This is a genomic window from Nocardia jejuensis NBRC 103114 (genome assembly GCF_001613145.1).
Taxonomy (GTDB): domain Bacteria; phylum Actinomycetota; class Actinomycetes; order Mycobacteriales; family Mycobacteriaceae; genus Nocardia; species Nocardia jejuensis.
Map to the genome: position 1 here is coordinate 296879 of NZ_BDBU01000005.1, position 21948 is coordinate 318826.

Annotated in this window: 20 protein-coding genes and 1 pseudogene; 11 read left to right on the plus strand and 10 right to left on the minus strand. The window is 67.2% G+C overall.

From position 1 onward, the window contains the following. Positions 1 to 139 precede the first annotated feature (139 nt). Together moeZ and NJ1_RS04780 are read right to left on the minus strand one after the other, a co-directional pair. A complete protein-coding gene (gene moeZ / locus NJ1_RS04775) occupies positions 140 to 1327 on the minus strand; it encodes an adenylyltransferase/sulfurtransferase MoeZ (RefSeq protein ID WP_084477747.1) in 1188 nt (395 codons plus the stop codon). Positions 1328 to 1466: 139 nt separating this feature from the next. Beyond that, the gene (locus NJ1_RS04780; RefSeq protein WP_245717212.1) at positions 1467 to 2573 is read right to left on the minus strand and encodes a DUF3152 domain-containing protein; all 1107 of its coding nucleotides are present in this window, start codon (positions 2571 to 2573) and stop codon (positions 1467 to 1469) included. Positions 2574 to 2855: 282 nt separating this feature from the next. Here NJ1_RS04780 and fasR point away from each other — a divergent pair, with 282 nt between their 5' ends. Continuing rightward, complete coding sequence (fasR, locus tag NJ1_RS04785; protein WP_067687792.1) at positions 2856 to 3521, plus strand: HTH-type transcriptional activator FasR; 666 nt, start codon at positions 2856 to 2858, stop codon at positions 3519 to 3521. A gap of 99 nt (positions 3522 to 3620) precedes the next feature. Here the strand turns inward: fasR and NJ1_RS04790 are convergent, their stop codons facing one another. The 3 genes from NJ1_RS04790 to NJ1_RS04800 all read right to left on the minus strand — a co-directional run bounded on the left by NJ1_RS04790 (position 3621) and on the right by NJ1_RS04800 (position 5748). Further along, on the minus strand, positions 3621 to 3848 hold the full coding sequence (locus NJ1_RS04790) for a DUF3107 domain-containing protein (RefSeq protein WP_067687793.1): 228 nt from the start codon (positions 3846 to 3848) through the stop codon (positions 3621 to 3623). Positions 3849 to 3957: 109 nt separating this feature from the next. After that, entirely contained in the window at positions 3958 to 4647 is a 690-nt protein-coding gene (locus NJ1_RS04795) for a ferritin-like fold-containing protein (protein WP_067687795.1), read from the minus strand. Positions 4648 to 4713: 66 nt separating this feature from the next. Next, complete coding sequence (locus NJ1_RS04800) at positions 4714 to 5748, minus strand: alpha/beta fold hydrolase (RefSeq protein ID WP_067687943.1); 1035 nt, start codon at positions 5746 to 5748, stop codon at positions 4714 to 4716. Between the two features lie 467 nt (positions 5749 to 6215). Between NJ1_RS04800 and NJ1_RS04805 the strand changes: the two are divergent. From NJ1_RS04805 to NJ1_RS04820, 4 genes and pseudogenes are all read left to right on the plus strand, one after another. Next, positions 6216 to 7814: pseudogene (locus NJ1_RS04805) on the plus strand (DEAD/DEAH box helicase); the annotation flags it as partial. Positions 7815 to 9917: 2103 nt separating this feature from the next. Beyond that, on the plus strand, positions 9918 to 11141 hold the full coding sequence (locus NJ1_RS04810; RefSeq protein WP_067687797.1) for an Rv3212 family protein: 1224 nt from the start codon (positions 9918 to 9920) through the stop codon (positions 11139 to 11141). A gap of 373 nt (positions 11142 to 11514) precedes the next feature. Then, the gene (locus NJ1_RS04815) at positions 11515 to 12114 is read left to right on the plus strand and encodes an acid phosphatase (protein ID WP_067687799.1); all 600 of its coding nucleotides are present in this window, start codon (positions 11515 to 11517) and stop codon (positions 12112 to 12114) included. A gap of 14 nt (positions 12115 to 12128) precedes the next feature. After that, entirely contained in the window at positions 12129 to 12608 is a 480-nt protein-coding gene (locus tag NJ1_RS04820; protein WP_067687801.1) for a GNAT family N-acetyltransferase, read from the plus strand. Between the two features lie 521 nt (positions 12609 to 13129). Here NJ1_RS04820 and NJ1_RS04825 read toward each other — a convergent pair. Continuing rightward, positions 13130 to 13561 (minus strand): hypothetical protein, encoded by a 432-nt coding sequence (locus tag NJ1_RS04825; RefSeq protein WP_245717213.1) that lies wholly within the window; start codon positions 13559 to 13561, stop codon positions 13130 to 13132. 152 nt (positions 13562 to 13713) lie between these two features. On the opposite strand from NJ1_RS04825, the gene NJ1_RS04830 reads away from it, so the two are divergent. Both NJ1_RS04830 and NJ1_RS37800 read left to right on the plus strand, forming a co-directional pair. Then, positions 13714 to 14673: a diacylglycerol/lipid kinase family protein gene (locus NJ1_RS04830; protein ID WP_067687803.1), complete on the plus strand. Its 960-nt coding sequence runs from the start codon at positions 13714 to 13716 to the stop codon at positions 14671 to 14673. A 258-nt stretch (positions 14674 to 14931) separates the two neighbouring features. Continuing rightward, a complete protein-coding gene (locus NJ1_RS37800; protein ID WP_011211115.1) occupies positions 14932 to 15186 on the plus strand; it encodes a WhiB family transcriptional regulator in 255 nt (84 codons plus the stop codon). Between the two features lie 299 nt (positions 15187 to 15485). On the opposite strand, the gene NJ1_RS04835 is transcribed toward NJ1_RS37800, so the two are convergent. Both NJ1_RS04835 and NJ1_RS04840 read right to left on the minus strand, forming a co-directional pair. Further along, positions 15486 to 17000: a sensor histidine kinase gene (locus tag NJ1_RS04835; protein WP_067687805.1), complete on the minus strand. Its 1515-nt coding sequence runs from the start codon at positions 16998 to 17000 to the stop codon at positions 15486 to 15488. A 131-nt stretch (positions 17001 to 17131) separates the two neighbouring features. After that, positions 17132 to 17347: a biotin/lipoyl-binding carrier protein gene (locus NJ1_RS04840; protein ID WP_067687807.1), complete on the minus strand. Its 216-nt coding sequence runs from the start codon at positions 17345 to 17347 to the stop codon at positions 17132 to 17134. A gap of 93 nt (positions 17348 to 17440) precedes the next feature. Here NJ1_RS04840 and NJ1_RS41100 point away from each other — a divergent pair, with 93 nt between their 5' ends. Then, entirely contained in the window at positions 17441 to 17515 is a 75-nt protein-coding gene (locus NJ1_RS41100; protein WP_370452957.1) for a 50S ribosomal protein bL37, read from the plus strand. Between the two features lie 79 nt (positions 17516 to 17594). Here NJ1_RS41100 and rsrA read toward each other — a convergent pair whose 3' ends face one another. Then, entirely contained in the window at positions 17595 to 17861 is a 267-nt protein-coding gene (gene rsrA / locus NJ1_RS04845; RefSeq protein ID WP_067687949.1) for a mycothiol system anti-sigma-R factor, read from the minus strand. Between the two features lie 8 nt (positions 17862 to 17869). Next, positions 17870 to 18586, minus strand: a complete 717-nt coding sequence (locus tag NJ1_RS04850; protein WP_422615731.1) for a sigma-70 family RNA polymerase sigma factor — start codon at positions 18584 to 18586, stop codon at positions 17870 to 17872. Between the two features lie 319 nt (positions 18587 to 18905). Here NJ1_RS04850 and ybaK point away from each other — a divergent pair, with 319 nt between their 5' ends. The 3 genes from ybaK to NJ1_RS04865 all read left to right on the plus strand — a co-directional run bounded on the left by ybaK (position 18906) and on the right by NJ1_RS04865 (position 21766). Beyond that, positions 18906 to 19397: a Cys-tRNA(Pro) deacylase gene (gene ybaK, locus NJ1_RS04855; protein WP_067687809.1), complete on the plus strand. Its 492-nt coding sequence runs from the start codon at positions 18906 to 18908 to the stop codon at positions 19395 to 19397. 147 nt (positions 19398 to 19544) lie between these two features. Then, complete coding sequence (locus tag NJ1_RS04860; RefSeq protein WP_245717214.1) at positions 19545 to 20084, plus strand: MarR family winged helix-turn-helix transcriptional regulator; 540 nt, start codon at positions 19545 to 19547, stop codon at positions 20082 to 20084. Between the two features lie 56 nt (positions 20085 to 20140). Then, positions 20141 to 21766: an MDR family MFS transporter gene (locus NJ1_RS04865; RefSeq protein WP_084477759.1), complete on the plus strand. Its 1626-nt coding sequence runs from the start codon at positions 20141 to 20143 to the stop codon at positions 21764 to 21766. The last annotated feature ends 182 nt before the right edge of the window (positions 21767 to 21948 follow it).

The window sequence follows — 21948 nt, forward strand, 5'->3', positions numbered from 1 at the left end:
CATCCGGCTCTGCGGGACTTAAGGCGAGACTCGTGTGGCGCAAAAGTAACGTTGGCGACCGGCGGTCGGGTACAGCAATTATTCGCCCGTCCCCGGCGAGTTACCCGAAAGTTTCGAAATCAGTTCTTGCCGATCGGCATCAGTACACCGGCAGCGACGGATCCACCTGGTTCGCCCAGGCGACGATTCCGCCCTGCAAATGTGTGGCATCGGAGAATCCGGCGTTCTTCAACGCCGCCAATGCTTCCGCCGAACGTATACCCGTCTTGCAGTGCAATACGATCGGAACATTCTGGGGCAGCTCGGCCAACGCGTCACCGGTCAGGATGCGGTCCTTGGGAATCAAGGTCGCGCCCTCGATGCGGACGATGTCCCACTCCACAGGCTCGCGCACGTCGATGATCGCCACGTCCTTACCCGCGTCGAGCATGTCCTTGAGCTCGCGGGCGGTGATGGTGGACCCGATCGCGGCGGCCTGGCCCTCCTCGGACACCACACCGCAGAAGGCGTCGTAGTCGATGAGCTCGGTGATCGGCTGACGCTCGGGATCGCGGCGCAGCTTGATGGTCCGGTAGGTCATGTCGAGTGCGTCGTAGACCATGAGCCGGCCCAGCAGGGGGTCACCCATGCCGGTGATCAGCTTGATCGCCTCGGTCACCATGATCGAGCCGATGGAGGCGCACAGCACGCCGAGCACGCCGCCCTCGGCGCAGGAGGGGACCATGCCCGGCGGCGGCGCTTCCGGGTACAGGTCGCGGTAGTTGAGGCCGCGCCCGTCCGGGGCGTCCTCCCAGAAGACCGATACCTGGCCCTCGAAGCGGTAGATCGAACCCCACACGTACGGCTTGTGCGCCAGCACCGCGGCGTCGTTCACCAGGTAGCGGGTGGCGAAGTTGTCGGTGCCGTCGACGATCAGGTCGTACTGCTCGAAGAGCTCGATCGCGTTCTCGGGTTCGAGCCGAATCTTGTGCAGTTCCACGGTGATTCCGGAATTGATCTCCAGAATCGAATCACGCGCCGAATCGGCCTTGGAGCGGCCGATATCGGATTCGCCGTGAATGATCTGCCGTTGCAGATTCGAGGCGTCCACCTCGTCGAATTCCACGATGCCGAGCGTCCCCACACCCGCGGCCGCCAGATACAGCAGCGCCGGGGAGCCCAGCCCGCCCGCGCCGATGACCAGCACGCGGGCATTCTTCAAACGTTTCTGTCCGACCACACCCAGATCCGGGATGATCAGATGGCGGCTGTAGCGGGCGACCTCGTCCCGGGTCAGCTCCGCGGCCGGCTCCACCAGGGGCGGCAGGGACTGATGCGATGCTGGCATCGTTCGCAGACTCCTCATTCGAATTCGCCGACAACGGTGCTTCGCGAGCCGGCTCGGTGCGACCACACGTGCAACACCGCCGCCCGGATCGTTCTTCCCCATTGCGGCGCGGACCTGTCCTGCAGCCTAAAGCAGCAGGCTAGGCCCGCGGATACGGCCAGGGGTTGAACTTGCAGGTCTTGCCGTCCATGGGCACCACGCCGTCCGGGTCCAGCTTCGCGATGTCGTTGTTCCTGGTGCCGAAGGTCTGCTGCATCATCACCGGGGCCAGGCTGCCGTCGGTCTCGCACGGCTGATGCTCGTGATAGCCGATCGCGTGACCCACCTCGTGGTTGATCTGGTACTGCCGATACGACCCGACATCTCCTTCGAAGGCGACCGCGCCGCGCACCCAGCGCACCTCCGAGAGCATGACGCGGCCGAGATCGGCGTTGTAACAGGAGGAGTCGATCGGGATCTCGAAACCACAGGCCTTGCGAGTGGAGTCCCGCGAGGTCAGCGAGATGCGGAAATCCGGGTTGCCGTTGTCGATGCGGCGGAACGCGAAACGCGAATCATGGGTCCAGCTCTTGGGATTGGAGAGGGTCGCGTCCACCATCTTGCCCACCGCGTAGTCACCGCCGAAGTCGGAGGTGTCCACGCCGTCCTCGATCTCGACGGTGTAGTTGAAGATGTGCTCGGTGCCGATGCCGAACTGCGCGCCCGCGCCGGGCACCACATGCCAAGCGCCCGTTCCGGTATCGGTGAAGGGCCCGCCGCCGGGCACCGCGCCGCTGGCCAGATCGACGGGGAACTTGCCGTCGCCCCGGGGCGGGGCGCCGCCGATGATTCCGGCCTTGTCGTTGTGCTCGCTCAAGCGCCCGAAGCCCGGCATACCGGTGACGGTGTCGGCATTGCCGCTGAACACGTCCACACCGACCAGCACGGTGATCATCAGCAGCACCGGCAGCGCGTACGCGCGCCAGCCGTACGCCGAGACGAAGCGGCCCAGGGCGCTCTGCTTCTTGGTCTCGCGGTCCGGGCGGGGCCGGGCCGCGCCCTCGGGCGGGGCGGTCGGATCCCAGCGGGCTCGCAGCGGCTGATCGGACAGCGGGATCGGGAGCCGATCCTCGGCCAGGACCGGGAGTCCCGCTCCGGGCGTCCGGGATTCGTCGCTTCCGGCGGCCGGACCCTCGTCGGCGTACATACCGAGGGGGTCGTAGATCGGTCCGGTCGGTCTGCCTCGTCGCTTGGCACCGTCGGTCACACCCACCAGACTCTCACAGAGCGGCCCCGCTCACGCACGTGCTGGGGAAGGTCCGGGATTGCTGCGAGATATCTCACCGGCAAAGCGGTAGATCTCACAAATTCGGACAACCGCAGCGAGATTGTGACCGGACTCGCATAATGGTGCGGTTATCAGCACATCGAATTTCGGAACCGGGATCGGCACCGGGCCCGCGAGCGAGTATCGTTCGTGGGATACCCGACGACATGAATCCCGCTGGGCTGGGTATATCTGGCAAGAATCGACTGGGAGATTCGGAAAATGACTGACCTCGTGGACCGGATGACCGCGCCCCGCACGGCATCCGAGGCCATGGCGCCGAGCAAGCGCGGCACCCGCCTGCCCCGCGAGGCGCGCCGTGCACAGTTACTCGCCGCCGCCGGAGAGGTCTTCGTGATGCGTGGCTATCACGCCTCCGGCATGGATGAAATCTCACAGTGCGCCGGTGTCTCCAAACCGGTTCTCTATCAGCACTTCTCGAGCAAGCTGGAGCTGTACCTCGCGGTGCTGCAGAACTATGTCGACGCCCTGGTGTCGAGTGTGCGCCAGGCGCTGCGCTCCACCACCGACAACAAGTTCCGCGTGCGCGCCGCCGTACAGGCGTACTTCGACTTCGTGGATCACGAGACCCAGGGTTTCCGCCTGGTCTTCGAATCCGACCTCACCAACGAGCCGCAGGTACAGCGTCGCGTCGAACAGGCCACCGAGGCCTGCGTGGACGCCGTCTTCGATCTGGTGGCCCACGACTCCGGGCTGGACCCCTACCGCGCCCGCGTGCTCGCCGTCGGCCTGGTCGGCGCGAGCCAGTTCAGCGCCCGCTACTGGCTCGAGGCCGATCGCCCGATCCCCAAGGAAGAAGCCGTCGACACCACCGTCGCGCTGTGCTGGGGCGGGCTCAAGCACATCCCGCTGCACCCGATCGACTGACTTCGCCGTAGTCCGGTCGAGAGAAGCATCGAAAGAACTGCCCCGCCGAGATTCTCGGCGGGGCAGTTCTTTCGGGCCTGAAGCTCGTTCGGCCGTGAATTACACGGCGGCGAAACCGACGCGGCCCGCGGAGGCGGGACCGATCTCGACGTAGGCGACCTTGGTGGCCTGGATCAGGTACTTGCGGCCCTTTTCGTCGGTCAGCGCCACGACGCCGGTCTCACCACTCAGCGCGCCGGTGACCAGTTTCTCGACCTCGTCGGGCGTCTGCGCGCTGTTGATGATCAGCTCACGCGGGCTATCCGAAATACCGATCTTGACCTCCACGGCCAACCTCCGAACCTAGAGTCCTGTGCTGTCTTGATCAGGCTAGTGCAGGGTGAGCGATGCCCGGCAGGGAGCGCCCTGCGCTCTCAGCGAACGGGAACGGCCCGGCCTAGCCCAGACCCAGCACTCGCATGCGCTCGGCGTGGCTGTCCTGCATGCGCTCGAACAGGGTCGCGATGCCGTTCAGATCGCCGGTGGCGCTCAGCACCAGGTCGGTGAGTTCGTCGCGCTGCGCCATCACGTACTGCGCCTGCGTGATCGCCTCGCCCAGCAGGCGGCGACCCCAGAGGGTGAGACGGTCACGCTCGGAGCGGTTCTGCTCGACCGCGGTGCGCACCTCGTCGATCACGAACTCCGAGTGCCGGGTCTCGGCGAGCACATCGCGGACCACTTCGGCGACCTCGGGAGCCAGGGCGTCGGCGATCTCGGTGTAGAAGTCGGCGGCGATGCCGTCACCGACGTAGAACTTGACCATCGACTCCAACCAGGTGGAGGGGTCGGTGGAGGCGTGATACGCGTCCAGTGCCCGCACATAGGGGGCCATACCGTCGAACACGTCCACCCCGCGGTCCGAGAGCGCCCGCTCGAGGGTCTTGAAGTGGTCCATCTCGTTGGCGGCCATCTTCGCGACGGCCACCTTGCCGCGCAGCGTCGGCGACAACTTGGCCTCTTCGGCCAGACGGTAGAACGCGGAGATCTCACCGTAGGCGAGAACCGCGAACAGATCGGTGACGCCGGCTTCGGCGGCGTCGGGCGACCCCGCCTCGACGCCGAACGCGGTAGACGAATTTGCTCCCATGACTCCCCACAGTAGTCCGCCGCCGAGAGACGCATCGAGCCATCGGCGGCTGTGCACGCGGCGCGGTCAGGCCAGGTCGCGCAGGAACTTCTCGAGATAGGTCCAGGTGCTCTCGCGGGCGATGAGAATGCCGAGGTGAGAACCGGGCGCGGTCTCGTACCGCACCTGCGGCGAACCGGTCAGCGTGGTCAGACCGTGCTCGACCGCGGCGGCCGCGGTGATCACATCGGACGGGCCACCGACCAGCAGCACCGGCACGGTGACATCGGCGAGTTCGATGCGGCGATCACCGAAATGCACCACGCCCTTGCCGATGTCGTTGTTGAGCATGAACCGGCCCCACAGCTGGTTGTAGAACCGGCCCGGGTAGCCGGGCAGCGAATTCTGGAAACGGTCGATCGTCTCCATCCGGCCCAGGGTCGCGGTATCGGTGAGGTTGCTCGCAATGAAGAAGGGGCGCTTGAGTTCTCGATCCCAGGCGGTCGCGCGGTAGGCGATCCGGGTCAGTCGCGCCGAGACGCCGCCCGCCGCGCGAATGGCGGCGGTGGCGGTGCGGCCGCCGTCCACGCGGGCCAGCGCGCGCAGTTCGCGCACACCGACCATGTGGTTGTAGCTCAACGGCGCTCCGACCGCGGTCACCGAGCGGATCGGCAGCGTCGGATCGGCGGCGGCGGTCAGCAGTGCGAGCACGCCGCCCAGGGACCAGCCCACCAGATCGACCGGACGGCCGCCGCGATCGGCGGACACCTGGCGGATCGCCTCGGGCAGGATGTCGTCGATCCAGTCCTCGAACCCCATGCGGCGGTCCTCGAAACCGATGTCGCCGTAGTCGACCAGGTAGGGGGCGTGGCCGGTTTCCAGCAGGAAGCGGGCCATACTCTGATCGGGGCGCAGATCGAAGCAGAACGCGGGAGCGGCCAACGGCGGCACCAGCAGCACGGCCGGGGCATCGTCGCTCGCGCCGTCGTAGCGGCGTAGCTCCCGATGCGGTGCGTCCGAGATCACCGTCGAAGGTGTCGGTTCGGGGGCTTCGATGCCGTCGCCGAAGGTCAGGGCCCACGCGTTGCGGGCCGCGGTGCTCACACTGTCTGCCAGACTCACACGCACAACTTCGCATATACTGCTACACCGTGTAACAGTTATGTGAGCAATCCAACTGTCAACGGGGGCCGGCAACACCCTGCCCTGCGCAATTGTGTTGCGGCCCAGGCATTGACGCACGTGCGAAGGCACCGGAAATCCCCTGAGATCTCCCCGGAATCGCGCCTACCTGCGCAATAGCTGCCCACGATTGCGGTGGCGGGGAATAGAGCGAAGACGGTATCACGCTACAATCTCCGCGGACAGCGTAAATTTTGCCCGATCGAGTTTGCTTGATTACCGCGCGAACCCGGGCTCGACGACCGCCGTCCATGGAAAATGTGCGCGCACTCAGATCCCTGCATTGCACGCCGCGCCAGGTAGATGCCTTCCCGCGAGAGCGGATGCATCCCGCAGCGGCGAACACGGATCAGTGTGGTCGTCGCGGACCGACCGGTCCGCCCCACACCTCGTGCGCGCGAGACGCGATGACGAGGAAAGGCAATACCCTGAGCAAGATCACCGTAGAGCAGGAACCCGGAGTGGCCGACACGCTACTGACCGCGGAGCTCGACGACACACATACCGCCCCCACTTTCGCCGAACTCGGCGTGCGCCCCGAAATCGTGCGCGCGCTGAACGAGATCGGCATCGAACGCACCTTCGCGATCCAGGAACTCACCCTGCCGCTCGCGCTGGCCGGCGAGGATCTGATCGGCCAGGCTCGCACCGGCATGGGCAAGACCTTCGGCTTCGGCGTCCCGCTGCTGCACCGGGTCAGCACCACCGGCTCGGGCACCCTGGCCATGGACGGCACGCCGCGCGCGCTGATCATCGTGCCGACCCGCGAGCTGTGCATGCAGGTCACCTCCGACCTGGAGAACGCCGCCAAGTACGTGAAGGACGACCACGGCACACCGCTGCGCGTCACCTCCATCTACGGCGGACGCCCATACGACACCCAGATCGCGGCGCTGCGCGCGGGCATCGACGTCGTCGTCGGCACCCCGGGACGGCTGCTCGACCTGGCCCAGCAGGGACACCTGATCCTGGGCAAGGTGCAGGTCCTGGTCCTGGACGAGGCCGACGAAATGCTCGACCTGGGCTTCCTGCCCGACATCGAGCGCATCCTCACCATGGTTCCGACCCAGCGCCAGACCATGCTGTTCTCGGCCACCATGCCGGGACCGATCATCACCCTGGCTCGCACATTCCTGAACCGGCCCACGCACATTCGCGCCGAGGAGCACCACGAGTCCGCGGTCACCGACCGGATCTCGCAGTACGTCTACCGCGCGCACGCGCTGGACAAGACCGAGCTGCTCGCGCGCATCCTGCAGGCCGAAACCCGCGGCGCCAGCATGATCTTCGCGCGCACCAAGCGGACCGCGCAGAAGGTCGCCGACGATCTCGCCGAGCGCGGCTTCGCCGTCGGTGCGGTCCACGGCGACCTCGGGCAGATCGCTCGTGAGAAGGCGCTCAAGAAGTTCCGCGAGGGCAAGATCGATGTGCTGGTCGCGACCGACGTCGCCGCCCGAGGCATCGACATCGACGACGTCACGCACGTCGTCAACTACCAGTGCCCCGAGGACGAGAAGACCTACGTGCACCGCATCGGCCGCACCGGCCGTGCGGGCAAGACCGGTGTCGCGGTGACCCTGGTAGACTGGGACGAACTGCACCGCTGGGCCTCGATCAACAAGGCCCTCGACCTCGGCATGCCCGAGGCGGTGGAGACCTACTCCCGCTCCCCGCACATCTACGAGGAACTGGGCATCCCCCAGGGCATCAGCGGTGTGCTGCGCAAGACCAAGCCCGTCGCGGCTCGCGACGAGGATGCCGTCGTCGTCGAGCGTGAGCCTCGCGCGCCGCGCAACCGCAACCGCCGCCGCACCCGCGGTGGGCAGGCCGACGCCGTCGAGGCCACCGTGGTCACCACGAATTCGCCTGCGGTGGAAGCCGATTCGGCTGCCGAGGGTGAGCGCACCGGTCGGCGCCGTCGTCGCCGCGGACGCGGAGGCGCGGACCGCGCCGTGACCGGCGAGAACACGAATACCGTTGCCACCGGCGATGTTTCGACTGCGGCCGAGCCTTTCGAGGCGCTGGCATCCGCTGCCGGTTCGGCCCCCACCGCCGGTCCGTCGGGCTCCGCCGACAACGCGGGCGACTCCGAGGGTCGCCCGGGTCGCAACCGCCGACGCCGCAATCGCCGCAACCGCGGCGGGAACGACGCGGTGAACGGTTCGGCCACCGGCAATTCGGTGAACGGCAACGCACCGAGCGACTCGGCGACCGCTGTCGCGAACGGCTCGGCGACCGCGGTTCAGGGCGCGGCCTCGGCCAACGGCTCGGCTCCCTCGAACGGCTCGGCTCCCGTGAACGGCACCGCCGCTACGAACGGTGCGGTCAGCGTGAACGGCTCGGCCGCGACCGTCGCGGTCCCGCAGTTCTCGGCCGCCGACACGGTCCCGGCCACCACCCCGGCGGCGACTTCGACCGTCGAGGCAGTGACCACAGCCGAGGCATCCGAGGCCCCGAAGTCCGGCGCGCGCAAGCGAACCCGCCGCGCCAAGGGCGACTCGGCCACGGTGAACGATGCCGCCGAGACCAACGGCGCGACCACACCGGCCGGGCCGTCCGGCGGATCCGACCCGAACGCCACCACCGCACCGCAGGTCGCGGCCGCCGGGTCCGATGACGGCACCGAGGCGCCGAAGGCGAGCACCCGCAAGCGCACTCGCCGCACCGCCGACGACGTCGCTTCGTCCGAGCCCGGCACGGCGAGCGACGCGGTCATCTCGACCGGCGCCGTCGCGTCGAGTGATGCCGTCGCGGCGGACAGCGCTGTCGCGGCGAGCGAAGCCACCGCGGCTCGTACACGCTCGCGTCGCAGCACCCGGGCAGCGGACGGAGCCGATACCGCCGCTTCCGAGAGTGGAAGCAGCGCAAGCGAATCCGCCACCGAAGCCGCGGCAGAGGTGGCACCGGCCCGGACTCGGTCGCGTCGCAGCACGCGACCGGCGGGCACGTCCGACGGGACCGTCGGTGAGGCGGGCGAATCCGCCGCGACGGTCGAGGTCGCGGACGATTCCGCCGCGACTCCGGCTCGTACGCGGGCTCGGCGCAGCACTCGCGCTGCCGGCATCTCGACTACCGCTTCTACCGAAACGGTAAGCGCCACAGCCGAATCCGAGGCGACGGAAGCTGCAGCCCCGGCGAAGGCCCGCAGGTCCGCGAAGGCTGCCGCGGTTTCGGGTGTGAGCACCGGCGACTCGGCGGAAGCTGTTGTCGAGGGTGCGGCACCGAAGAAGGCGCGTCGCACCACCAAGGCCGAGAGTCAGATCATCGCGACCGACGGCGGTTCGAGCGAGCACGAGGTCGTCGCTACCAAGACGGCGCGGCGCGGAGCCAAGTCCGCCGGTGACACGGCCGAGGGCTGGTCGGGTGACGCCGTCGCCATCACGGCCGAGGCCGAGAAGCCGGCGCGCAAGCGGACCGCCAAGGCCGAGGACGCCGGTGCGGCGGACGCCTCATCCGCCGACCTCGTCGCGGTCGAGGCCGAGAAGCCCGCGCGCAAGCGGACCGCCAAGGCCAAGGATGTCGCGGCCGAGCCTGTTGCGGTGGAGGCTGACAAGCCTGCCCGCAAGCGCGCCGCGAAGGCGGAGGTCGCCGCCGAGGTCGAGGCCGAGAAGCCCGCGAAGGCGCGGCGCACCAAGGCTGTCGACAAGGGCGCGGCCGCGGAGGTCGAGAAGCCTGCTCGGAAGCGGGCTGCCAAGGCCGAAGACGTGGTGGCCGAGGCTGTCGTGACGGAAGCCGAGAAGCCGGTTCGCAAGCGGGCCGCCAAGGCCGCGAGCGTCGAGGCCGCGGTCGAATCGGCGGAGCCGAAGAAGGCCGTGCGCAAGAAGGCGGTGAAGGCCGAGGCCGAGGTGGCCGAGGCCCCCAAGAAGGCGGTCCGGAAGAAGGCGGCCGCGGCCGTCGAGGCGTCGGACGGTGTGAGCCAGGCGGATTCGACGGAGGCTCCGGCTCCCGCGAAGAAGCGGGCGAGCCGGGCGAAGGCGGTGGCCGAGACCCGCAACGACTCGGTCGACACCGCGTCCGCGCCGGTCAAGCGCACTCGTCGCAAGGCCGACGCCACCGGTTCGACCGTCACCGCCTCGGCGTAGCCGGACAGATCGGCTAATCTCGCTGTCGTGCTCGCACCCGAGCGGCGGACGCGCGCCGATATCCTGACCGCTGCCGCGATCGCCGCTCTGGTGGCGATCGCGGCAGTGGTGGTCTGGTGGCAGAGCGATGCTCGCGCAACGCTGTCGGAGACCGCGACGCAATCGCTGTCCGCGCCGCCCACTCCCGAGCAGCTGCCGTCCCAGGTGCGCGAACTGTGGCAGGCCCCGGACGACGCGGCCGCGCGGGCGCTGGCCGTGGGCGGGGTGGTCGTCACCGCCGACGGCGGGACGGTCACCGGTCGCAATCCGCGCACCGGGGACACGGTGTGGAAGTACGAGCGGGATTTGCCGTTGTGCGCGGTGGAATCCCAGTTCGGCACGGTTGTCGCCACGTATCGGGATCAGCGCGGATGCAGTCAGACCACGCTGCTGAACGCCGAGACCGGGTCGCGGCTGACCGCGCGATCGAGCTATATGGACGACCAGGTGCGGCTGTCGGTGGACGGCACCTACGTGCTCGCGCTGGGAAGCGATCGCCTGGAGATGTGGCGGTCGGATCTGGTGCGCACCTTGGAATTCGGTTACGTCGACGCCCCGGTGAATCCGCGCACCCAGCCGCGCGAGGGCTGCACGCTGATCTCGGCCTCCTCGGCCTCGAGCCGCCTGGCCGTGCTGGAGCGCTGCCCGAACGACACCGCCGACCGGCTCAGCATCATGAATCCGGCGCCCAAGGATGCCACCACTCCCGAGGAATACAGCTCGCACGTGCTCACCGAGCCCGGCGGCGCGCTGGACGGCGCTCGCGTGCTGGCGGCGTCCGACAGCCGGGTGGTGCTGTTCCTGCCCGGAACCACCTCCAGCACACCGCAACTCGCGGTCTACGATATTTCCGGCAATCTCATTGCCACGCACCAGCTTTCGGCTCCGCTGGCCGACAATGCCACCGTGACCCACCTGTCCTCGGCGTACTTCGTCTTCACCGGCAACAGCCTGATCGCACTGAACGCCACCACGTTCGACCCGCTCTGGGCCATCCAGAACGTGCTGGGCACCCCCACCCTGCTCTCGGGCAAGCTCCTGGTCCCCGTCCCCGACGGCATCGCCGCCCTGGACCCCGCCACCGGCGCCCAAACCTCCCGAATCTCCGTGCAGCGCACCGACTACCACGGCGACCTCATCACCCTCACCTCCATCGGCCCCACCATCGTCGAACGCCGCGGCACCACCCTGCACGCCCTCGGCACCGACTGACCCCGCCCACACGAAGCCCGGCCGCCGATCACGCGCACAGCACGCCACATTCCAGGCGACCGTCGCGCCCAGCCCGCACCGGCAGATCGATCCACCCCGGCGACAAGACTGGCCTATTCCGCCGCGCTCGAACCAAGGCGAACAGCGGCGCGGGTGCAGCGCGCCCCTTCCGGCGACCGTGGCGCCCAGCTGGTACACCACCGCCACTGACCGAACGATTCGCCGTTGGGGGCGGTCACGGCCGGTGGATTGCTCGCGCCGGGTGCGACCGGCGTTATGGGACGGCCGGACTTTCCCTGGTGAGCACTGTGGGCGGGTGTGATCACGGTGGGATGTGCGGCGGTTCGGGGGATTCGTCCGGCATGATCGGAGGATGAGCGCTTCCGAATTCAGGCTGGTGTTGCTGCGACACGGGGAGACGGCGTGGTCGGCGTCGCGGAAGCATACGGGGCAGACCGATGTGCCGCTCACCGAGAACGGTGAGGAGCAGGCGTTGGGGGCGGGGAAGTTGTTGGCGGGGTTGGGGTTACGGGATCCGCTCGTGCTGAGCAGCCCTCGGCAGCGGGCGCTGCGCACGGCCGAGCTGGCCGGGTTGCAGGGCGTGCGGGTGGACGACGACCTGGTGGAATGGGATTACGGCGAGTACGAGGGGCTCACCACGGTCGAGATCCAGGAGACGTCGCCGGGGTGGACGATCTGGACCGGGGTGACGCCCGAGGGTGAGACCGCCGGACAGGTTCAGGCGCGCGCGGATCGGGTATTGGCCACTGTGGAAACGGAATTGGCGAACCGGGACGTGGTGCTGGTCGGGCACGGGCACTTCTCGCGGGCGCTGATCGCGCGCTGGGTGGAGTTCGACGTGATCGAGGGGCGACGGTTCTTCCTGTCCACGGCCGCCGTTACCGTGCTGGGGTACGACTATCACGCTCGCACCGTGCTCGCCCACAACCTGGTAGCCCGGTTCGACGCCTAGGAAGGGGCCGTCCGATGATCCGCCGCGCCACACCCGCCGACGTTCCGGCCCTGGTGGAACTGGTGTACGACCTCGCCGACTACGAGAAGGCCCGGCACGAGTGCACGCTCACCGCCGAGCAGCTCGACCTCGCCCTGTTCGGCCCCTCCCCCAAGCTGTTCGCCCATGTGGCGGAGAACGATCAGGGCGTGGCCGGGTGCGCCATCTGGTTCCTGAACTACTCCACCTGGGACGGCGTGCACGGCATCTACCTGGAGGATCTGTACGTCCGCCCGGAGGCGCGCGGCCTGCACCTGGGCCGCGATCTCCTGGCGGCGCTGGCCCGCGAGGCCGTCGAACAGGGCTACAGCCGGGTCTCCTGGGCAGTCCTGAACTGGAACACCCCGTCGATCGACTTCTACAAGGGCCTGGGCGCGGAGGCGCAGGACGAGTGGACGGGCTACCGCCTCACCGGCTCCGCCCTCGCCCGGCTCGCCGGTCGCGCCGACGACTGAGTCCGTCTCGGCCGAGTCCGCGACGACGGCGGGGGCCGTGGCAACGGCAGGGTTTCGAGACAACAGCCAGGTCGGCGAAGACGCCCGGGGTTCCGGAGAACAGCAGGGTTTCGAAGCAACGGCCCGGTTCGCGACGCAACGGCCACGCTCGCACACACTTCTGCAGCGCCGGGACTACGACCGGCGTGCGAGTGCCTCCGCTCACCACTGATGAGACCCTGACCGGCTCGCCGCGTTCGGCGTACCGATGGGCACCGCGTGATTCGCGGCGCTGCGGGGTCATGACGCCGTGCGCGCCGAATCCCCTGGGCAACCGTCCAGCAAGCTGCCTGCGGGGCGACCAGCAGGGTTTACGAACCCGCGTACGCGACCTGCGACCAGTTCGCGAACATCCGGACGCCGCCGGTTCTCGTAGCAGAGGGTCGCGGACATCCGGACGCGGCCAATCCTCCACGTAAAGGCCGCGGATGCCCGGACGGGGCTAGCCCCTAGTCGCAGAGGTTGCGGACGTTCGGCCGCGGCTAGTCCTCGTCGCCGAGGTCGTAACCCTCGGCCATCCAGCGGCTCGACGCGGGCGCGAAGAGGCATCCCAGCGCGAGGGCCGCGACCAAGCCCAGGGGTATGCCGTACAGCGCCTGGTGCGAACTGATCACGTACCAGGCGACCGGCAGGAGCAGCAGTTGCGCGAGCATCACGATGGCACGCCCCCAGCGCTTGCCCCGCCACAGCGCGATACCGGCCGCCAGCACGGCTCCGGCCAGGATGATCAGCCAGACGGCGGTGGCGTAGCCGTTCACCACCTTCTGGTCCGCGCCGCTCATCGCCCGCACGATCAGCACGATCGCGCCGATCACGCCGACCGCGCCCTCGAAGGCCGCCAGCGCGCCCGCCGTCCGGATCGTGTTCGGCGGGAGCGTCGTAGCGTCCACACCACCGTTGTTCTGCTCAGCCACCCGCTCAGCCTACGACCGAGCGTCGTTGGGCACTGCCCGGGATCGGGACGGCGGTCGGCCGGGTTCGCACTCGCCCCGGTCTCGTGTGCGCGCACTCGGTCACCCGTACGCAACGAGGCAGCGACGCAACCGAACACAGTAGGCTCCACTGCGTGCGGACGTTGCTGATCGTGAACCCCAATGCCACCTCGACCACCCGGGCCACTCGCGATCTGCTCGCACACGCACTGGAGAGCCGCACCCAGCTGACCGTCGCACAGACCGAGCATCGCGGCCATGCGGCGGAGCTCGCGCGGTGGGCCGCGGATAATCGCATGGATTTGATCGTGGTGCACGGTGGGGACGGCACCGTGAACGAGACGATCAATGGTTTCCTGCCACTGCCCGGCCGCACACAGCGCGAATGGCTCCCGCGGCTGGGAATCATTCCCGGCGGCTCGGCGAATGTGTTCGCTCGCTCGCTGGGTATCGAACAGGATCCGGTGACCGCCGCCAATCAGTTGATCGATTTGCTGGCAGATGACGCGGACCGCCGGATCGGCCTCGGAGTCGCCCGATCGCCGGAAGCTCCGAAGGACGATCGCTGGTTCGCGTTCAGCGCCGGCGTCGGCCTGGACGCCGATGTGTGCGAAGCCATAGACGCCAAGCGCGCCAAGGGCAAAGCCGCCACCCCCGCCCGGTATCTGCGCACGACGGTCAACCAGTTCTTCCGGGCTCGCCGCCGGGATCCCCAGGTACGCCTGGAGATTCCGGGTCACGAACCGGTCACGGACGTGCACTACGCATTCGTGACCAACGCCAGTCCCTGGACCTACCTGGACAGCACGCCGGTTCGCACCAATCCGGGCACCAGTTTCGAGTCCGGTCTCGGAGTGTTTGCCATGCGCACCATGGGCGTGGTGCCGACCCTCCTGATCGCTCGACAGTTGCTGGCGGCGGACGGAAATCCCAAGGGACACAAATTGTTTCGCGAAGACGACGTACCGGGCGTACAGGTCGAAGCGACCGAGCCGCTCGGGTTGCAAATCGACGGCGACTTCATCGGTCGGCGCAACATGGTGAATTTCACAGCGGTACCGGATATCCTCGACGTGGTCGCGCCGAAGCCTTAGGGGCTTCGACACACCTGAGGAACATCCTGGTTGTGCTGCGAAAACCGGCTCGACCGAGTAGAAAAGACACGGCAGGCCTTCGATGTAGGGGCCTTACAGCGTGAGCTTCCCCACGGTGCACCAAGTATCTATTGACATCTACGGTGTTCGTGAAAGCATTCACAAGCAACCGTGCGGAAACATTCGAGTCGCACAAGTGAACGGACCACAAACCACTAGGGCTGCGACATGTGCGCGCCCAAGCAAAGGAGCAGAGGAATGGACTGGCGCCACAAGGCCATCTGTCGCGACGAGGATCCCGAACTGTTCTTCCCGGTGGGTAACAGTGGTCCTGCGCTCGCTCAGATTGCCGATGCCAAGCTGGTCTGCGCTCGCTGCCCTGTCACCGCCGATTGCCTGTCCTGGGCTCTGAAGTCCGGGCAGGACGCTGGTGTTTGGGGTGGTATGAGCGAAGACGAGCGCAGGGCTCTCAAGCGTCGCAACGCTCGCACGCGTACCCGCACCGTCGTCTAACTGCGGTTTTCCGCAGCTTCGGCGACACGGCGTTACGGTCGATCCCAGCCTTCGCGGCCATAACGCATTTCGGCCCGGCACCGCTATTGGTGCCGGGCTTCATTGTTTTCTCAGAGAATTCACAGAACGCAATTCCGGTGATCGAGATTGCACATTGTGGACAAGCGATCGAGCACGTTGTGGAACAACACCAATCGGGCACGTTGTGGAACAACACCATCGGGCACAGCATCGAACAAATGATCGGGCGCGGTTTTCGAGCACGCCAATAGCGTTCGGCAATTACCACATGTGATGGCTCAGCGCGCGGAACGACGCCCCAGCGGAACCCGCAGCACAGCGTCCGTGCCGATGTCCGAACCCGGGTGCAGGCCGATCGAACCGCCCAGTTCCGCGGTCACCAGCGTGCGCACGATCTGCAGGCCCAGGCGGTCCGACGCCTCCAGGCTGAAGCCGTCCGGCAGCCCGCGCCCGTCATCGCTGATGATCACATCGAGCCAGCGTGCGGACCGTTCCGAGCGAATCGTGACCGTACCGTTCTCACCCGGATCGAAGGCGTGCTCGATCGCGTTCTGTACCAGTTCGGTCAGCACCATGACCAGCGGCGTCGCCCGCTCGGCGGAGAAGACGCCCAGAGATCCGGTGCGGCGCACCTTGATCCGCGCGGTGTGCACGGTCGCGACATCGGCCATTATCGGCAACAGGCGATCGACCACCTCGTCGAGATCGACCTCTTCGTCAACCGACATCGACAACATTTCGTGCACCGACGCGATGGAGGTCACGCGGCGCACGGACTCGGTGAGCGCCAGTCGCGCTTCCTCGTTCTCGGTCCGGCGCGCCTGCAATCGCAGCAGCGCGGCCACCGTCTGCAGATTGTTCTTCACCCGATGGTGGATCTCGCGAATGGTCGCGTCCTTGGACAGCAGTGCCCGATCGCGGCGCTTCACCTCGGTGACATCGCGCACCAGGACCGCCGCGCCGGCGAGTTCCCCGTGCGGGCGCAACACCAGCGTGCGCAGCAGCACTGTCGCGCCGCGCGCCTCGACTTCCATTCTGCGCCCGGCCTTTCCGGCCAGGGCGGCCTGGATATCGCCGACCACCTCCTGCGCGTCGAACGGGTCGGTGATGAGCGAGCGCGTGGTCAGCGCCAGATCCTGACCGACCAGATCGTTCTGCAGACCCATCCGGTGATACGCGGAAAGTGCGTTGGGACTTGCGTATTCGACCGTGCCCTGGGTATCGAGCCGGATGAAACCGTCACCCGCGCGCGGGCTGGAATGCGAACCGGTCCGATCCTCGAGCGCCGGCCAGGTGCCGTCGGCGACCATCTGGCACAGGTCGTCCGAGCACGACATGTACGCGATCTCCAGACTGGAGCGCATCTTTCGCCGCTCGATGTCGGTGTCCCGCCCCAGAATCGCGATCACATCGTCGCCGACCCGCACCTGGATCGCCTCGCGAACCGCATGCACCGGGCGCGGGTGATAGACGCTGGTGATCTCCGAATCGGCGTCCATGCGCACGATCTGCCCGGTGATCAGCGCCTCGAAGACATGCGGATGCGTCTCCTTCGAGGCGAGCGAACCGACCAGATCCTCCGGATGCACGGTCGGCGCGGTGGTCGGGCGGCACTGCGAGACACACACGATGTCCGCACCCTCGGACACCAGACCGGTGCCCACCCACAAGGTCAGATCAGCGAACGACAGATCGGCCAGCAGTTGCCAATCCCCCACCACCCGCTGCAGATGATCGACGGCGGCACCCGGTAGATCGGTGTGCTCGGCCAGTAGATCGCTCAGTGTCGACATTCACCCACGCTCCTCTTATCCCACGTCGGGTGTATGTTCCCACGGCGCGGCGCAGGCGGTTGTCGAGAGTGACGGTGACGACGCCGCCGAGACGGACGGGCGACCTCGTCGGTGCCGAGGCGCCGACGAGGTCAGGAGATGACTGCGATGAGGTCGCCCTGCTTCAGGACGTCGCCCGGCTTGACGTTGATCGAGGTGACGGTGCCCTCGGTCTCGACGATCACGGGAATCTCCATCTTCATGGACTCCAGCATGATGACAGCGTCGTTGACCTTCACCTTGTCGCCGACGGAGACCAGGATCTCCTGGACGGTCGAGACCATCTCCGCCAACACTTCCTCAGCCATGCACACCTCTCGCGATTTCACAGTGACCTCCAGCCGCTGAAGGTACAGCCAACCACACATGAAAGAATGGGCTCAACAGAAGGGAGAATACTCATGGGTAAGCGTGGACGTAAGAAGCGCGCACGGAAGAAGAACGCAGCCAATCACGGCAAGCGTCCGAACTCCTGAACCGAGTTCCACTGCGCCAAAAGCACTGAGCGGCACCACTTCCCACGGGAAGTGTGCCGCTCAGAGTGTTTTCGGGGGTCTACTCCGCCGGTTCGATCCGGGTCTCCACCGCGGTGTAGGTGGTTCGGATCTCCAGGGTCAGGCGCTGGCGCAGCGAGGCGGGCGCGCGATCGCCGCCGCATTTGCGGGTCAGCAGCGACTTGAGCTTCTCCTCGAGACCGTAGGCCTCGATGCACGGCGAGCAGCGGTCGATGTGCTCGCGCAGACGGGACTTGGTGGCCTCGTCGCACTCGTTGTCCAGGAGCAGCCAGACGTCGGCGAGCACGGCCGAGCAGTCCATGTCCATATCGTCGCTCACTGGGTGACCTCCTGACGCGAATCGCTACCGGACCGGTTGAACCCACGCTCGCGCGCGACGTCGGCCAGCAGACCCTTGAGCTGCTTACGACCACGGTGCAGGCGGGACATGACGGTTCCGATGGGAGTACCCATGATCTCGGCGATTTCCTTGTAGGGGAACCCCTCGACGTCGGCGTAGTACACCGCCATCCGGAATTCCTCCGGCAGTTCCTGCAGCGCCCGCTTGATGTCGTCGTCCGGCAGCGCCTCGAGCGCTTCCATCTCGGCCGAACGCAGTCCCTGCGAGGTGTGCTCGGCGGTAGCCGCGAGCTGCCAGTCGGTGATCTCGTCGGTCGGATACTGCGCCGGCTGACGCTGCTTCTTCCGGTACGAGTTGATGTAGGTGTTGGTGAGGATGCGGTACAGCCACGCCCGCAGGTTGGTGCCCTCACGGAAGGACTTGAAGCCCTGGTAGGCCTTGGCGAAGGTCTCCTGGACCAGGTCCTCCGCGTCCGCCGGATTGCGAGTCATCCGCAGGGCGGCGCCGTAGAGCTGGTCGAGGAGCGGAAGTGCGTCGCGCTCGAACCGCCGGGAGAGTTCTTCGACGGATTCGGTGCTGCGCGCACCCTTTTCGGCCTCACCGACCTCTAGATGGTCACCGGCGTCGATGCCCTGACTCGTTTCCGAGTCGTCGTCATCGCGCAGGCGATCGACTTTATCGTCGCTCGTCACGCTAATCCCTTCGATCGCCGTAGCACTCGAATCTACCGCGAAAGGGATACCCATCCGGAAACCGGCAGGGTCGACGGGCACGAGGCCGTCCTGTGGAACGGTCGTGCGGAACAACAGCGGCCCGGTCCGCACCGGGTGCTCTTCGACCAAGACGGTCACCGACTCCTCCTATGTCATGGATTCCGGCGGCTCGCCCCACCGTGGGCCCTGCGGTAGCTGCGAGACGCGTATGGCGTGCAACAGGCCCCGCGCGTGTCGTGTTCCCGGACGGATCCCGATCGCCGGAAAAGAGCTTGCGGCGGCTGTTTAGGGTGGGCGTATGGCTACCGCTTCGACTCCGGCGATCAAGGCGCTCGTGCAGGCGGCGGTCGAGCATCGGGTGCATGCGTATTCGCACGATCCGCGCAGTGACTCCTACGGTTCCGAGGCGGTCGAGGCGCTGGCCGGGGAACTCGGTGTGGGCGCGGCGCAGATCTTCAAGACGCTGGTGATCGAGTTGTCCTCGGGTGGGCTCGCGGTCGCGGTGCTGCCGGTGCCGAACAAGCTCTCACTCAAGGCGGCGGCCGCGGCGCTCGGCGGCGGTAAGGCCGAGATGGCGGACAAGGCGAAGGCCGAGCGGACCACCGGGTACGTGCTGGGCGGGATTTCGCCGCTGGGCCAGAAGAAGCGGCTGCCGACGGTGATCGACGACTCGGCGCTGGAGTGGGACCGGGTGCTGTGCAGCGCGGGCAAGCGCGGCTTGGAGATCGAACTCCATCCGGCCGAGCTGATCCGCCTCACCGAGGCTGTGACCAGCACAATCACGGCATGAGCGCGACGGTCCGATCGGACCCGTCTGTAAGTTGAGACACCCCCTCCGGAAATAACTTGCCTTCATGCAACTATGTGGACATACTTGCGCAGTACAACTAGTTGATTTCTACAAGTAGTTGATTGATGCAAGGAGGTGAGCAGGCCCGTGACCGACGACCCGGCGACAACCGCCATTCCCGACGGCGTGCTCGACACCATCGGCTTCCAGATCACCCGGCTGACCAAGCTGCGTGACCGCACCAACGCCCAGATCGCGGCCCTCACCAACGGCGAGGTCGAACCCGGCGCGTTCGCCATCCTGTTCCACCTGATCCACCAGGGACCGGTCCGCTCCGGGGTACTGGCCGAGGGCCTGTTCTCCGACGCCTCGACCATCAGCAGGCAGGTGGCCACGCTCGTCAAGCGCGGACTCATCGAACGCCGCGCCGATCCAGCGGACGGGCGGGTCAGCGTATTGGCGATCACCGACGCGGGCCTCGCGGCGGCGGCGGAGATCCGCGCCCGGCGCAACCAGTCGCTGAGCACGATCCTCGGCGCCTGGACGCCGGACGAGCGCGAGAGCTTCGCCGAACTGCTGCATCGCTTCGTCGACGACTACGAGGTCAACCGGCAGGAAATGCTGGCGAATCTCGCGACACACAAAGAACTTCACCCGTATTTCCGAGCCCCGGAGAAGAATTCGTGACCACCGCAACCCAGAACGAACCACAATCCGCCGCCGGGTTCACCCACAAGCAGATCATGGTCGTGCTCAGCGGCCTGCTGCTCGGCATGCTGCTCGGCGCGCTGGATCAGACCATCGTGTCCACGTCCATCCGCACCATCGCGGACGACCTGAGCGGCTACTCCATGCAGGCGTGGGTCACCACCGCCTACCTGATCACCGCCACCCTCTCGACCCCGCTGTACGGCAAGCTCTCGGATATGTACGGCCGCAAGCCGTTCTATCTCGCCGCCATCACCATCTTCGTCGTCGGCTCGCTGCTGTGTACGTTCTCGCAGTCGATGTACGAGCTCGCCGCGTTCCGCGCCTTCCAGGGCCTGGGCGCCGGTGGTCTGATGTCGCTGGCGCTGACCATCCTCGGCGATATGGTCGGGCCGCGTGAGCGCGCCCGCTACCAGGGCTACTTCCTGGCCGTGTTCGGCACCTCGAGCGTCGTGGGCCCGGTGCTGGGCGGCATCATCTCCGGACAGGACGAGATCCTCGGCATCACCGGCTGGCGCTGGGTGTTCCTGGTGAACGTGCCGCTGGGCCTGATCGCCCTGGCCGTGGTGTCCCGCGTGCTGCGCCTGCCGAAGGTCGAACGACCCAAGGTCGCGGTCGACTGGTTCGGCGTGCTCACCATCGCCCTGGGCCTGGTGCCGCTGCTGGTGGTCGCCGAGCAGGGTCGCGAATGGGGTTGGACCAGTACCAATTCCATCGTCTGCTACGTGGTCGGCGCGCTCGGCGTGGCCAGCTTCATCGCCATCGAGGCGAGGCTCGGTGACGCCGCGCTGATCCCGCTGCGCATGTTCAAGAACTCCACCTTCGCACTGGGCGTGGTCATCTCGGTGGTGGTCGGCTCGGCCATGTTCGGCGGCATCACGCTGCTGCCGCAGTACCTGCAGGTGGTGCGCGGATCCAGCCCGACCCTCGCGGGTATGCAGATGCTGCCGCTGGTGCTGGGCATGATGAGCGCCTCCATCGTTGCCGGACAGCTGATCTCGCGCACCGGCCGGTACAAGATCTTCCCGCCGATCGGCGCCGGACTGCTGGTGCTGGGCCTGTTCCTGCTGCACTTCGTCACCGCGGACACGCACCTGTACTGGACCATGCTGTTCATGCTGGTCACCGGCCTCGGCCTCGGTAATCTCATGCAGCCGCTGACCTTGGCCATCCAGAACGCGTTGCCGCCCAAGGACATGGGCGTCTCGACCGCGGCGGCCACGTTCTTCCGGCAGATCGGCGGCACGCTCGGTGTCGCGGTGTTCCTGTCGATCCTGTTCTCGCAGGTGACCCCGAACATCTCCGACGAGATGAAGGTCGCGGTGACGCAGCCGGAGTTCCAGCAGGCACTCGCCGACGCACCGCACAGCGGCAATCCGGCCGATCTGGCTCTGGCACAGAGCCTGGCCTCGCCCAACCCGTCGGCGGCCGGCGACGTGCTCAAGGACAGCTCGATCATCCAGCAGCTGAGTCCGGCGCTGGCGCACCCGTTCAAGGTGGGCTTCGCCAATGCCATGGACACGGTGTTCCTGGCGGCGGCGGGCGTCGCGCTGATCGCACTGCTGCTGGTGTTCTTCTGGAAGGAGGTGCCGCTGCGGACCGCGGGCGGCATCCAGGCTCGGCAGGAGAGCGCCGGGGAAAGCGAGAAGGCCACGGTCTGACCGATACGGCTTTCTAGACAAAAGACCAGGTCCGGGCGCGACACGCCCGGACCTGGTCTGCTCAGCCTGACACGCACACATCCGGGCGCGATTGCGCGTTTCGCGCCCGCAGGTGTGCGTTACTTGTCTGAGCGTGTGCTGTGGAGTTGCTGTGATCGAGAACCGACTTGCCCTGCTCGTAC